Genomic DNA, 13,360 nt, shown 5'->3' on the forward strand with positions numbered 1-13,360 from the left:
TTTAAAACCACCCCCCCCCCCCCCCCCCCCCCCCCCCCCCCGGCGGGGGGCGCTGGTTTTTTTAAAAAACTCATTTTGGGCCCCCACAACCCCCCCGGCCCCCCCCCCCCCCCCCGCCCCCCGAGCCGGAAAATCTCTTCCAGTCTTTAGGTTACGCCGGCCATGCACCTTGCATGAGCAGATCCGGGCATGAGCAGATCCGGGCATGAGCAGATCCGGCAGATAGCCAGTCGGCTTGTCGCCGACCGCATGGCCTTCATCGACACCGCGCAAGAAATCGGCCGGGCATCCTCGCGGACACCCGGCCGTAAAGTCTTTTCAGAACGATAGAGTGCGGTTTACTTCTTGACAGCCGCCGCGACTTCCGCCGCGAAATCGGTCTCTTCCTTCTCGATGCCCTCGCCGAGTGCGAAGCGCAGATAGGCAGTGATCTTGGCCGGTGCGCCGATTTCCTTCTCGGCATCCTGCAGCGCCTTCTCGACGATGATGTCGGGATTGAGCACGAAAGCCTGCTTGAGCAGCACGACCTCTTCGTAGAACTTGCGCAGACGGCCCTCGACCATCTTCTCGATGATCGCTTCCGGCTTGCCGGACTGGCGCGCCTGGTCGGCGAAGATCGCCTTCTCGCGCTCGACCGCGGCCGGATCGAGCTGCTCCGTCGTCAGCGCCATCGGGTTGGTGGCGGCGACATGCATGGCGACCTGACGGGCAAAGGCGTTGGCGGCCTGCGCGTTGCCTGTCGTCTCGATGGCGACCAGCACGCCGAGCTTGCCAAGGCCGTCGGCAACCGCATTGTGGACGTAGGTCGCGACAGCGCCGTGCTCGACCGTGAGCTTGGCCGAACGGCGGAAGCCAAGATTCTCACCGATTGTACCGACAGCGTCCTTGATGGTGTCGGCAACCGACTTGTCGGAACCCGGATACGGGGCGGCTGCGACGGCCTCGGTCTTGCCGCCATAGGCGAGCGCGACCTTGGCGACCTTGGCGACGATCTCCTGGAAGGCGGCGTTGCGGGCAACGAAGTCGGTCTCAGAATTGACCTCGACGACCGCCGCCTCGCGGATACCGGAATCGACACCGATCAGGCCTTCGGCCGCGGTACGGCCGGCCTTCTTGTCGGCCTTGGAAATGCCCTTCTTGCGGAGCCAGTCGACGGCCTCTTCCATGTTGCCGTTGGTCTCGTTCAACGCCGCCTTGCAGTCCATCATGCCCGCGCCGGTCAAGTCGCGGAGTTCTTTGACCTGTGCAGCCGAAATACTCATTGTCGCCTCTTTGTTTAAAATGCACCGACGCACCACCGGTCCTCGGTGATGCGCCTGGCGCCAGCGCTTAGCGCGCCAGAATATGAGAAAGATGAGGGCCGAAACCGGCCTTCCCTGTTACGCTTCCGGTGTCTGGGCAGCCGGTGTCTCGGCGGTTGGCGTCGGCTCGAGTGCCGGCTCGATCGGGGCCTCGGCCAAAGCGCCAACGTCGACGCCAAGCGCGCCCTGCTGACGAGCAATGCCGTCGATTGCAGCCTTGGCGATCAGATCGCAATAGAGCTGGATGGCGCGGGCCGCATCGTCATTGCCCGGGATCGGGAAATCGATTTTGTCCGGGTCGCAGTTGGAATCGATGATGGCGACGACCGGGATGCCGAGACGCTTGGCCTCGAGGATGGCGATCGCTTCCTTGTTGGTATCGATCACGAACATCAGGTCGGGCGTCGAGCCCATGTCCTTGATGCCGCCCAGCGCCTTGTCGAGCTTCTCGCGCTCGCGATCGAGGTTGAGGCGCTCCTTCTTGGTGAGCCCCTGGGCCTCGCCAGCCAGCATCTCGTCGAGCTTGCGCAGGCGCTGGATGGAATTCGAGATCGTCTTCCAGTTGGTCATCATGCCGCCGAGCCAGCGGGAGTTGACATAGTACTGGGCCGAGCGCTGCGCGGCGTCGGCGACGATGTCGGACGCCTGGCGCTTGGTGCCGACGAACAGCACGCGGCCACCCTTGGCGACGGTGTCGGAAACCTGCTTGAGCGCCTGGTGCAGCAGCGGCACCGTCTGCGAGAGGTCGATGATGTGGATGTTGTTGCGGGCGCCATAGATATAGGGCGCCATCTTCGGGTTCCAGCGGTGAGTCTGGTGGCCGAAGTGAATGCCAGCTTCCAAAAGCTGGCGCATGCTGAAATCAGGCAGAGCCATTCTTGAGTATCCTTTCCGGTTAGCCTCCACGGACACAGGCATTTCTGGACTTTGTCCTCGAACGCCACCGGAGGTTTCAGCCGGATTTCTCCCGGGCAGACACCAAAGTCCGTGTGTGGAATAAGCGCGGATATAGAGGGGATGCGCGACAAACGCAAGCGCTACGGTGTCTTGCGGCTCAGCGTGCGGCGATCAGCGCCACCCGGCTATAGTCGCATCTTCCCCTTCGGCACCCGGACACGCCGGAAAACAGCAACGATCTCTTCGCGGCTGCATTCGATGGCGCCTAGCCGCACCGCGCGGTCGCGCTCGAAGCCGGTTATGTCATAGTGCGGCGCCGATGTCTTCGGCGGTCCCTGATAGGACGAGCGCTTGATACCGAGCTGTGCTGCAAAACGATGCAGCTCATCGGTGTCGTCGGCCAGCAAGTGACACCAGCGGTGGCCGACCCATTTCCAGATCGCCGCGTCGACATAAACCGCCATGAGGCTTGCCGCACTCCTTCATCTTGCGCCGACCAGCGGGGCCGCAGCTCACCTGGAGCCGAGATCCAATGCTAGCGATGATAGAAGGGATTCGGATAGAAAATGAAGCCGCCAGCGGCTTCGAGTTCGGCTACGGTCGCGGTGACAGCCGCCTGCATGCGGCTGTGCAGTTCGGCGAGCGCATCGTGGATCGAGCCCGGAAAGGCGTGCAATCCCAACGGTTCCGGCACACGGATATGCGCGCAGCGCGGCCCGGCCGGCTGTGGCACGAAGCGGTTGATCGTGTCGCGCAGCGTGCCCTTGCAATAGTCGTTGCGGATGCGCTTCAGATGCTCGGCGATCTCCTCTTGCGTGATGCGCGGGTTGGCTGAGGCCCACGGTCCGACACGTTGGAGACGCAGGATCGTGTCCGCCAGCGTGCGGATCTGTTTTTGTCGCTCGGCGTCGCCGGTGCCTTCCCGCAGCCAGCGGCGCGACCTGCGTAAAAGCTCGGCGATCTCGTTGACAGCGGGATCGACCGAAATACCCTCCCCCAGGCGTCGGCTCAATTCGAGCAGCAGTTGCGTCTGACGCGCGGCATACGAAGCCCGTTCGTCGGGCACCATGCCGCAGGCAATCTCATCGCGCGACAGCAGCGTCGAATAGATATGGTGGACGCGCTCCGGCAGGGTATCGGCGGCACGGCGTTCGATCCTCAGGCTCTTCTCGACATAGGCGCATTCCTGCGCCAGCGCCGGCTCGACATTTTTGGTGAAGGCGAGCTTCCAGACAACCGGCGCGATCCAAACCCTAGAATCCTGATCCGTGGCGCGATCGCGCTTGAGCGCTTCGAACCCCATCTCGACCGCCCCCGGAAGGAGCGGACCGACGACGTTTGCATGCCAGCCGACGCCGCCTTCGGGATGCAAGAGAACACCATGCCCTTTCAGCGCCCAGGCGATCGAGTGTTCCTTGGCAGCCCCGCTGTTGCCTGGAATCTGGGCGATCAGATTGTTGGCCAGCCAGAATTTCTGCATGATCCGGCCGAGGCCGTTGACGACGCCATGCGTGGCCCAGGATGCCGCGAGCGGGCTGACCTGTGAGACGATCTCCTTGTCGATCATCCAGTCGGTAAAGAATTCCGGATGGTTGGGGGTGATGAACGTCGCCTTGCCGGCGCCGCAACAGGCCTTCAGCCGCTGCCGGTCGACGTCGGGAAACTCGATATGACGGACATTGGCGACGCCGCGCAATCCGGCAAGGCGGTTGAACGGCAACAGGTCGCGAAACCCGGGAATGCCGTGCAGCATGACAACCCGGTTGACTACAGTCATGATCTTGATCAGCGCCGGATTGGGCTTCGGCGCCACGAACACATCGATTCTGCTCAACCCACCCCCCCCGATCGCCCCATCGGCGCAGAGGTTGATATGCAATTGCGGCGTGTTCAAGTCATTCGCCGCCTGCAGGCGTGGTTAACCTGAAGCCTATTTCGGCGGACAGGCTTTCGACTGATCGAACAACGACAGATTGACCAGCTTGCCGGTCATCGAGAACTCGCCATAGTCCATGACGAGGTCGCGGGTGATGCCGTTGTCATGCAGCTTGAAGCTGATCCGGTACTCCGGCACCTCCTCGCCTGACTTGTCGGTGCCGTCGAAATAGGCGATGTCGACTGGCCAGTATTTGTCGGTGGCGAGGTTCGCCAGTGCCGGCGCTTCCGGATCAGCCTTGTCGGCATCGGCTTTCTTGCCGACGACGACGGTGGTGGTCATCACCTTGTCGGCATCTTCCGAGCCGTCGAACAGGTTGGTTTCGTAGAAATTTTCGCCCTTTTCGGCCTTATCGATCAGTTCGGCCAGATGCTGGGTCGGAAACTGGGTTGCGGCGAGTTCGAGGCTGCTCTTCTCCGGCTTGTCGATGTCGACCTTGAGGCCCTTCGTCTCCTTCGTCGCGGTGCCCTTGACCTCCTTGTCGAGGTTCTGGTCGACGAAGGATTTTGTCACGAACGAGAACGTCTTGCCTTCGGCGTCCTCGAAAGTGGTCGTCTGCTGGTCGGTCAGCTTTGTTGCATTGTCGTTGGTGGCAATCTGGGTGACGAAGCGGAACTTCACCGTGTAGCCTTCGCAAGGTGAGCCGTTGAACTCATAGACCATGCGGCCGGAAATACCGGTAATGCCGGAGCGATCGGAGGCTTTGTCCAGGCTTAGATCATAAACCGCGCGATGCGCCTGCAGCGCCGGTACGGCAAAAGCCGGCGCCATCGAGAACACCGCTGGCAGCAGGACGGCGTGGAATGCGAGGCGTGTTGCGCGCATGAGGGGCTCCGATCATCGCGCCTGATGGCAGGCCGCAGGCAAAGAGGGTCCAGCTTAAAAAAAGTCGTGGCGGAAGCGAGGCAAAAATAGCAATTTCGGCCCGGCCCGCCCAGCGTCATCAAGCAATAGGGAAATACCATGAGTGAAACAATCGAAAAGCGGCTAAGCGAACTCGGCGTGACGCTTCCGTTCGCCGCCGCGCCCGCCGCCAACTACGTGCCCTATTCCAGGTCAGGCAATCTGCTGTTCACCGCCGGGCAGTTGCCGCTCAGCGAGGGCAAGCTGCAGGCGAGCGGACTACTCGGCCGCGATGTCGACACCGCAAGCGGCAAGGAAGCGGCAAAATACTGCGCGATCAACGTATTGGCGCAGGCCAAGGCAGCCCTTGGCGATCTCGAGAAAATCCGCCGCCTGGTGAAGATCACCGTCTTCGTCGCCTCGACTCCGGATTTTGTCGAACAGCACCTGGTTGCCAACGGCGCCTCGGATTTTCTGGTTGCAGTGCTCGGCGATCACGGCAAACATGCCCGCTCCGCCGTCGGCGCCGCCTCCCTGCCGCTTAATGCCGCAGTGGAAATCGAAGCCATCTTCGAAGTCGAATGAGCCAGATATGACCGATCTTTCCTGGCTGACCGCCCGACCGGTTGCCCATCGCGGCCTCCACGACATGAACAAGACGCGGTGGGAGAACACGCTTTCCGCCTTTGCCGCGGCGACTGAACGCGGCTACGCGATCGAATGCGATGTGCATCTGTCGTCTGACCGCATCCCCGTGGTCATTCACGATGTCGATCTGAAGCGGCTGACCGGCAAGGACGGCTTCGTCTGGCAGCGAACGGCAGCGGAGATGACGGCACTCAAGGTTGGCGGCACATCAGACCATCTGCCGACTTTGCAGCAGGCACTCGACCTGGTCGATGGTCGTGTGCCGATGGTCGTCGAGCTGAAAGGGGTTCCCGGCCAGGACGAAGGTTTGGTGGAAAGCGTCGGCAAAATGCTCAAGCGCTACAAGGGCAAGGCGGCGATCATGTCGTTCGACCACTGGCTGATCCGCGATTTCCCCAAACACGCGCCCGGCATTCCGGGCGGGCTGACCGCCTACGGCACGGACGTCAAGCTGATCGAGGCGCATTTCGCCATGCTGGCGCACGACATCGCCTTCACCTCCTACGCCGCCGGTGACCTGCCGAACCGGTTTGTCAGTTTCGTGCGCGAAAGGCTTAAAATGCCGGTCATCACCTGGACCGTGCTCGACCAACCGGCGGTCGACTTGACCTTTAGATATGCCGACCAAATGACGTTCGAAGGGTTCGAACCTGATCTTGTACCGGTCGCTTGAACCGGGCTTGCATGGACCGGCACGGAACTTAAATAAGCCCCATGGATCAAGGCGATGAAGGCGACGGGCAAACGGCGAATGGAGCGTATGCGATCCGGGTTGCCTCCGGCATTGGAGCCTTCACCTGCACGGAATGGGATGGCCTCGGCGGTACCGCACGCGGCGATACAGAAAATGGCTACAACCCCCTTGTTTCTTTCGCTTTTCTGAGCGCGCTTGAGGATTCCGGCTGCGCCGTGCGGCGCACCGGCTGGCAGGGCCATCATCTCAGGCTGGAGACGGCGCAGGGAAAACTGCTCGGTGCCGTTCCCTGCTACCTGAAATCGCACAGCCAGGGCGAATATGTTTTCGATCACGGCTGGTCGGACGCGTTCGAGCGCGCCGGAGGACGCTACTATCCAAAGCTGCAATGCGCCGTACCGTTCACGCCTGTCACCGGTCCTCGCCTGCTGGTCAACAAGGGCGAGGACAGTCGCGCCGTGAAAGCCGGCTTGGCAGCAGGCCTGAAGGCGGTGACGGACAAGCTCGGCGTTTCTTCCGCCCACGTAACCTTCGCGCAGCAGAAGGATGTCGGGGCGCTGGAAGCGGCGGGCTTCCTGCACCGCACCGACCAGCAGTTCCACTTCTTCAACGAAGGTTATTCCACCTACGACGATTTTCTCGCCACTCTGGCATCGCGCAAGCGCAAGGCAATGAAGAAAGAGCGGCGCGAGGCGCTCGCTCACGGCATCTCGATCGACTGGCTGACCGGCAAGGACCTGACCGAAAGGGTCTGGGACGACTTCTTTGCCTTCTACATGGATACCGGCAGCAGGAAATGGGGGCGGCCATATCTCAGCCGCGATTTTTTCTCGATGATCGGCGAGCGCATGGCCGACGACATCCTGCTGGTGATGGCCAAGCGCAATGGACGCTACATTGCCGGCGCCATCAATTTCATCGGTTCCGATGCGCTCTACGGCCGCAACTGGGGCTGCATCGAAGACCATCCCTTCCTGCATTTCGAGGTCTGCTATCACCAGGCGATCGACTTCGCGATCAACCGTAAGTTGAAAGTGGTCGAAGCCGGCGCGCAAGGCGAGCACAAGCTGGCGCGCGGCTATAGGCCGGTGACCATGCATTCAGCGCATTACATCGCGCATCCCGGCTTGCGCAATGCGGTCGCCGACTATCTCAGGCGCGAGCGGCGCGAAGTGGAGCGGATGGGCGACTATCTTGAAGAGCACACGCCGTTCCGAAAGGATCTGACGGACGATTAGGGCGACGTGCGTCCAATTGGACGCACAAAGTGCGCTCTAACTTTGGAATCTACGCATCGTACTTTCCGAAAATCGATTCCGATTTTCCGGTCGATGCGGTAGAGCAAGGCACAATCCGGAGCGCACGCCATGGCCGAAGCCACCTACGACAGCAACAATATCTTCGCGAAAATCCTGCGCGGTGAAATCCCGTCGCATCGCGTCTATGAAGATGACGCGGTTGTCGCGTTCATGGATGTAATGCCGCAAGGGCCGGGTCATACGCTGGTTGTGCCGAAGGCGCCGTCGCGCAACCTGCTCGATGCCGATCCGGCAGTGTTCGGCCCGCTCTTCGCAAATGTCCAGAACGTTGCGCGGGCAGTAAAAAAGGCTTTCGATGCCGATGGTGTCACAGTCATGCAGTTCAACGAGCCTGCTTCGGGCCAGACCGTCTTTCACCTCCATGTTCACATCATTCCACGCTTCGAGGGCATTCCTTTGAAGCCGCATAGCGGTCAGATGGAGAAGCCAGAAGTGTTGGCTGAGAACGCCGGCAAGATACGAACGGCGCTGGGAAACTGAAGCCGGAGGTCGCACCCCAAACGCCTTCGGCCACTCACTACCTCCTCATCCAACAAAAAAGCCCCGTTTCCGGGGCTTTTCTATTTTTCAGGCCATCACCCTTTGCGGGGTAGTTGCGGCACCAAGCTGCGCTTGCCGCCATCCTTGCCCTTGGGCTCCGCCTTCTGCGCGATCGCCTTTTTCGCGACGGGCTTCTTGATGGCAGCTTTCTTGGGCTTCGGCGTGTCGTCCGGTTCTTCCTTCTTCGGCTTGACCGGCGCCTCGTCGGCGAGCGACTCGAGCTTCAGGCCGGTCTCACCGGTCTCCTTCTTCTCGACGGTGACACGCACTGTGCCGCCCTTCTTGAGCTTGCCGAACAGCACCTCGTCGGCCAGCGGCTTCTTGATGTGCTCCTGGATGACCCGGCCGAGCGGCCGCGCACCCATACGTTCGTCATAGCCCTTCTCGGCCAGCCAGGCGATCGCCTCCTGCGAGAGGTCGAAGGTGACGCCACGCTCGGAGAGCTGGGCCTCGAGCTGCATGACGAACTTCTGCACCACCTGATGGATGACCGGAACCGGCAGCGAGCCGAACGGGATGATCGCATCGAGACGGTTGCGGAATTCCGGCGTGAACAGCCGGTTGATCGCCTCGACATCGTCGCCTTCGCGCTTGGTCGAGCCGAAACCGATCGCCGCGCGCTGCGCATCCGAGGCGCCCGCATTGGTGGTCATGATCAGGATGACATTGCGGAAGTCGATCTGCTTGCCGTTGTGGTCGGTCAGCTTGCCGTGGTCCATGACCTGCAACAGGATATTGAACAGGTCCGGATGCGCCTTCTCGACCTCGTCCAGCAACAGCACGCAATGCGGATGCTGGTCGACGCCGTCGGTCAACAGGCCGCCCTGGTCGAAGCCGACATAGCCGGGAGGCGCGCCGATCAGCCGCGAGACGGTGTGGCGTTCCATATATTCCGACATGTCGAAGCGGATCAGCTCGACACCGAGCGAGGCGGCGAGCTGCTTTGCCACTTCGGTCTTGCCGACGCCGGTCGGTCCCGAGAACAGATAGGAGCCGATCGGCTTCTCCGGTTCGCGCAGGCCGGCACGCGCCAGCTTGATCGCCGAGGTCAACGCCGTGATCGCGGTGTCCTGACCGTAGACGACGCGCTTCAGCTCGACGTCGAGACCGGCCAGCACCTTCTCGTCGTCGGCGGAAACCGTCTTCGGCGGAATGCGGGCGATGGTGGCGATCGTCGCTTCGATCTCCTTGATGCCGATGGTCTTCTTGCGCTTGGCCTCCGGCACCAGCATCTGCGAGGCGCCGGTCTCGTCGATCACGTCGATCGCCTTGTCCGGCAACTTGCGGTCGTTGATGTAGCGCGCCGACAGTTCCACCGAAGCCTTGATCGCCTCAGCCGTGTAGCGAACCTTGTGGAACTCCTCGAAATACGGCTTCAGACCCTTCATGATCTCGATGGCGTCCTCAATGGTCGGCTCGTTGACGTCGATCTTCTGGAAGCGCCGCACCAAAGCGCGATCCTTCTCGAAGAACTGGCGGAACTCCTTGTAGGTGGTCGAGCCGATGCAGCGGATCGCTCCGGACGACAGCGCCGGCTTCAACAGGTTCGACGCATCCATGGCGCCGCCCGACGTCGCCCCTGCCCCGATCACGGTGTGGATCTCGTCGATGAACAGAACCGCGCCCGGATAATCCTCGAGTTCCTTGACGACCTGCTTCAGCCGCTCCTCGAAATCGCCGCGATAGCGGGTGCCGGCCAGCAATGTTCCCATGTCGAGCGCGAAGATGGTGGCGTTGTGCAGCACTTCCGGCACGTCGCCCTCGACGATGCGCTTGGCAAGGCCTTCGGCGATCGCCGTCTTGCCGACGCCAGGGTCGCCGACATAGAGCGGATTGTTCTTCGAGCGGCGGCACAGCACCTGGATGGTGCGGTTGATCTCGGACTCACGGCCGATCAGCGGATCGATCTTGCCGGCCTTGGCCTTGTTGTTCAGATTGACACAATAGGCGGTCAGCGCGTCCTGCTGCTGCTTTTTCTTGCCGCCGTCCTCTTGCGGCTCGGCGCCGCTCTGGCCGCCCTGCTCGTCGTCGGCGCCGCGCGGCGACCGCGTCTCCGATGCGCCGGGGCGCTTGGCGATGCCGTGCGAGATGTAGTTGACCGCGTCGTAGCGGGTCATCTGCTGTTCCTGCAGGAAATAGGCGGCATGGCTCTCGCGCTCGGCGAAGATGGCAACGAGCACGTTGGCGCCGGAGACTTCCTCGCGGCCGGATGACTGCACATGGATCACCGCGCGCTGGATGACGCGCTGGAAACCGGCCGTCGGCTTGGAATCCTCGTCGTAGCCGGTGACGAGATTGTCGAGCTCGGTGTCGATATAGGTGAGAACCGTGTGCTTCAGCTCGTCGAGATCGACGTTGCAGGCGCGCATGACCGCGGCCGCCTCGGTGTCGTCGATGAGAGCGAGCAGCAAATGTTCAAGGGTTGCGTATTCGTGGTGCCGCTCATTGGCGAGCGTCAGCGCCTGGTGAAGCGCCTTTTCCAGGCCTTGGGAGAAAGCCGGCATGTTACCTCACTTCTTCTCCATCACGCATTGCAGCGGATGCTGATTCTGTCGGGCGAAATCCATGACCTGAGACACTTTGGTCTCGGCCACCTCGAATGTATAGACCCCGCACTCGCCCACTCCATGATTGTGAACATGTAGCATGATGCGTGTGGCGGCTTCACGGTCCTTCTGGAAAAAACGCTCCAGCACGTGAACCACGAATTCCATGGGCGTATAGTCGTCGTTGAGAATGAGGACCCGATAAAGGCTAGGCTTCTTGGTCTTGGTTTTGGTGCGCGTGATGACAGCCGTGCCGCGACCGGCCTCATTGCCGCCGTTGCCGTTTTGCATCCGCACCACATCTCTCGTGGCAGTCAAACCAATCGTCACGTAGCCCTGCCTTTTCGAATCCCCATGCAAGTTCGACATGTAGGTCTTCGATGAACGATTTTAAGCCCTTCTGTTTAGCTGACAATATGGCTAGGTGGCCAAACTTGGCCGATTTTCGAAATCGTGAAGGCGGCAGAGCCCTCTGATTTCAAATTGCCATGAAAAAACCCGGCCGCGCGTTCGCGACCGGGTCTGTCTTGCGGGCCCGAGGCCCATCGTCACATGATGGCGAGATTATTTCGCTTTTGCGACGATCGATTCGAACGGCTTGTAGGCTTCTTTGGCGAGTTCGGCATAGAGGTCGCCGATCTTAGTCGCTTCGGTGACGAAGGCTTCGTACGACTGCTTGGCAAAATCGGACTGGATCTCGATCGCCTTCTCCAGCGACTTGGCCGACAAAAGTTTCTCGGCTGCTGCGCTGCCGGCCTCGAAGCTTTTCTTGGTGTATTCGCCCGCCTCTGTGGCGATGGCCTGCGCACCCTTGGAAAGGGATGCGAAGCTCTTCAAGCCGGTGTCGGCAAACTCCTTGCCGTATTTGCTGAAATCTTCATAGGTCTGGGTCATTTCACGCTCCCTTGACAGTTGCCGTTGACGGTGGGCGCGCCCTGTCCGGGGCCGCGTTGTCCAATGCAAGTCATATATTGTGCACTGCACAAAAAGTCAATGTTTCGCCGAGGGCGGCGCCAGCACATCAGCCCAACACACAGGCCCAGCCACCGGCAATGGCTAAAATTCGAATAAAGAGAAGCTCAAGCCCGAAGAAAATGGTGAACACGGCGGTTACCATAAACGGATTGGTAACGCTGGCCGCGATAGCTTGGCTTGAAGTGAGGCAGGACCTTTGCCGCCTCCAGCAACAAAAAATTCAAAGGAACCATCGGTGCGTCAGGCGTTGTCGGGCATTCTCTCCAAATCCGCGTCCTCTTTGAAAACGATCTTGATCCTCGCTTTGGCGATGACATTCGTCGTTGCCGACGCTGCTTCGTCCATGGCAGCGAGGTCGGCGGCCATCGTCATCGATGCCAAGACCGGCAAGGTGCTTTATTCTTCGAATGCCGATGGTCGGCGCTATCCGGCCTCGCTCACCAAGATGATGACGCTTTACCTGGCCTTCGAGGCCATGGCGAACGGCAAGATCAGCAAGAACTCCCGGGTCGTCTTTTCGGCCAATGCTGCTGCTGAACCGCCGACGAAACTCGGCGTCAGACGGGGCGGTGCGATCACGGTTGAGACCGCGATCCTGTCGATGGTGACCAAGTCGGCAAACGACTCGGCAACGGCGCTCGGCGAGCTTCTCGGCGGCAACGAAGCCAATTTCGCCCATATGATGACAGCCAAGGCGCGGGCGCTGGGTATGAAGGGTACCGTTTTCCGCAACGCCCATGGCTTGCCAAATCCCGGTCAATTCACGACCGCACGCGACATGGCGGTGCTCGGCATCGCGCTGCGGGAGCATTTTCCGCAGTATTACGGCTATTTCTCGCAGCGTTCGTTTCTCTACGGCCGCAAGCGCATCAACGGCCATAACCGCCTGCTTGGGCGCATCAAGGGCGTCGACGGCATCAAGACCGGTTACACCCGCGCCTCCGGCTACAATCTCGTCTCCTCGGTTGACGACGGCGATCGCCGCATTGTCGCGGTGGTGATAGGCGGGAAATCCGGCGGCAGCCGCGACAACCAGATGGCCGCATTGATAAAAACCTACATGCCGAAGGCGTCGTCGCGCGGCAGCGGCATGCTGGTCGCCAAGGCCAGCGGCGGCAACCCGATCAGCGCGCTGGCAAAAGTGTTCCTGCCCAAGCGCGACGCCCCGACGCCGGACAGCAGGCCGGACGACGATGCTATTGCCTCCCTTGTTGAGGAAGCCGAGCCCGCCGTTGAAGAAACCACCTCCATCCAGACCACGCCCGTCTCTCAGACCAGGAAGGTCAACGCCATGGCAGCGGCCACGGCCGACGATGTCGCGACGGCAAGGGTCGCAGCAGCCTACGCCGAACCGGCGGCGATCGATCCCGTCAACACGGCATCGGTGCCGTCCGGCTGGGCAGTCCAGGTCGCCTCTTCGCCAAAACAATCCGAAGCCCAGGCTCTCCTGGACGAGACGAGCAAGCAGGCGCCTTCGATCCTCGCCGATGCCACAGGTTTCACCGTCGCCTTCGAAAAGGACGGCGTCACCTACTACCGCGCCCGGTTCGCCTTTGGTTCGAAGACGGCTGCCTGGAAAGCCTGCAACGCTCTGAAGAAAAAGAAAATCGAGTGCTACGCCGTCCAGCAGTAGGCGGCGTGCAAACAATCTCCCGGAAAAT

Annotated in this window: 13 protein-coding genes; 5 read left to right on the forward strand and 8 right to left on the reverse strand. The window is 61.2% G+C overall.

The features are described 5' to 3' along the window. Positions 1 to 338: 338 nt before the first annotated feature. From tsf to AC0L25_RS21640, 5 genes are all read right to left on the reverse strand, one after another. Positions 339 to 1,262 (reverse strand): translation elongation factor Ts, encoded by a 924-nt coding sequence (gene tsf / locus AC0L25_RS21620; RefSeq protein WP_473597374.1) that lies wholly within the window; start codon positions 1,260 to 1,262, stop codon positions 339 to 341. Positions 1,263 to 1,379: 117 nt separating this feature from the next. Beyond that, entirely contained in the window at positions 1,380 to 2,177 is a 798-nt protein-coding gene (gene rpsB, locus AC0L25_RS21625) for a 30S ribosomal protein S2 (protein ID WP_077384079.1), read from the reverse strand. A gap of 206 nt (positions 2,178 to 2,383) precedes the next feature. Then, positions 2,384 to 2,662: a DUF4031 domain-containing protein gene (locus AC0L25_RS21630; RefSeq protein ID WP_473597375.1), complete on the reverse strand. Its 279-nt coding sequence runs from the start codon at positions 2,660 to 2,662 to the stop codon at positions 2,384 to 2,386. A gap of 71 nt (positions 2,663 to 2,733) precedes the next feature. Further along, a complete protein-coding gene (locus tag AC0L25_RS21635) occupies positions 2,734 to 4,032 on the reverse strand; it encodes a hypothetical protein (RefSeq protein ID WP_473597376.1) in 1,299 nt (432 codons plus the stop codon). Positions 4,033 to 4,128: 96 nt separating this feature from the next. After that, positions 4,129 to 4,959 carry a cell envelope integrity EipB family protein gene (locus AC0L25_RS21640; RefSeq protein ID WP_473597377.1) on the reverse strand — a complete coding sequence of 277 codons (831 nt, stop codon included), beginning with the start codon at positions 4,957 to 4,959 and terminating at the stop codon, positions 4,129 to 4,131. 138 nt (positions 4,960 to 5,097) lie between these two features. Here AC0L25_RS21640 and AC0L25_RS21645 point away from each other — a divergent pair, with 138 nt between their 5' ends. The 4 genes from AC0L25_RS21645 (at position 5,098) to AC0L25_RS21660 (ending at position 8,118) form a co-directional block, all read left to right on the forward strand. Next, positions 5,098 to 5,562 (forward strand): RidA family protein, encoded by a 465-nt coding sequence (locus AC0L25_RS21645; protein WP_473597378.1) that lies wholly within the window; start codon positions 5,098 to 5,100, stop codon positions 5,560 to 5,562. A 7-nt stretch (positions 5,563 to 5,569) separates the two neighbouring features. Next, entirely contained in the window at positions 5,570 to 6,298 is a 729-nt protein-coding gene (locus AC0L25_RS21650) for a glycerophosphodiester phosphodiesterase (RefSeq protein WP_473597379.1), read from the forward strand. Positions 6,299 to 6,339: 41 nt separating this feature from the next. After that, positions 6,340 to 7,557: a GNAT family N-acetyltransferase gene (locus AC0L25_RS21655; protein ID WP_473597380.1), complete on the forward strand. Its 1,218-nt coding sequence runs from the start codon at positions 6,340 to 6,342 to the stop codon at positions 7,555 to 7,557. Between the two features lie 129 nt (positions 7,558 to 7,686). Continuing rightward, positions 7,687 to 8,118, forward strand: coding sequence for an HIT family protein (locus AC0L25_RS21660; protein ID WP_473597381.1), 432 nt, complete (start codon positions 7,687 to 7,689; stop codon positions 8,116 to 8,118). A 95-nt stretch (positions 8,119 to 8,213) separates the two neighbouring features. On the opposite strand, the gene clpA is transcribed toward AC0L25_RS21660, so the two are convergent. The 3 genes from clpA to AC0L25_RS21675 all read right to left on the reverse strand — a co-directional run bounded on the left by clpA (position 8,214) and on the right by AC0L25_RS21675 (position 11,618). Beyond that, positions 8,214 to 10,682, reverse strand: a complete 2,469-nt coding sequence (clpA, locus tag AC0L25_RS21665) for an ATP-dependent Clp protease ATP-binding subunit ClpA (RefSeq protein WP_473597382.1) — start codon at positions 10,680 to 10,682, stop codon at positions 8,214 to 8,216. Between the two features lie 6 nt (positions 10,683 to 10,688). Beyond that, on the reverse strand, positions 10,689 to 11,015 hold the full coding sequence (gene clpS, locus AC0L25_RS21670) for an ATP-dependent Clp protease adapter ClpS (RefSeq protein WP_352963027.1): 327 nt from the start codon (positions 11,013 to 11,015) through the stop codon (positions 10,689 to 10,691). 273 nt (positions 11,016 to 11,288) lie between these two features. Beyond that, positions 11,289 to 11,618 carry a phasin family protein gene (locus tag AC0L25_RS21675; protein ID WP_352953473.1) on the reverse strand — a complete coding sequence of 110 codons (330 nt, stop codon included), beginning with the start codon at positions 11,616 to 11,618 and terminating at the stop codon, positions 11,289 to 11,291. 316 nt (positions 11,619 to 11,934) lie between these two features. On the opposite strand from AC0L25_RS21675, the gene AC0L25_RS21680 reads away from it, so the two are divergent. After that, the gene (locus AC0L25_RS21680) at positions 11,935 to 13,332 is read left to right on the forward strand and encodes a D-alanyl-D-alanine carboxypeptidase (protein ID WP_473597383.1); all 1,398 of its coding nucleotides are present in this window, start codon (positions 11,935 to 11,937) and stop codon (positions 13,330 to 13,332) included. The last annotated feature ends 28 nt before the right edge of the window (positions 13,333 to 13,360 follow it).

This window comes from Mesorhizobium sp. WSM4813 (assembly GCF_055811555.1).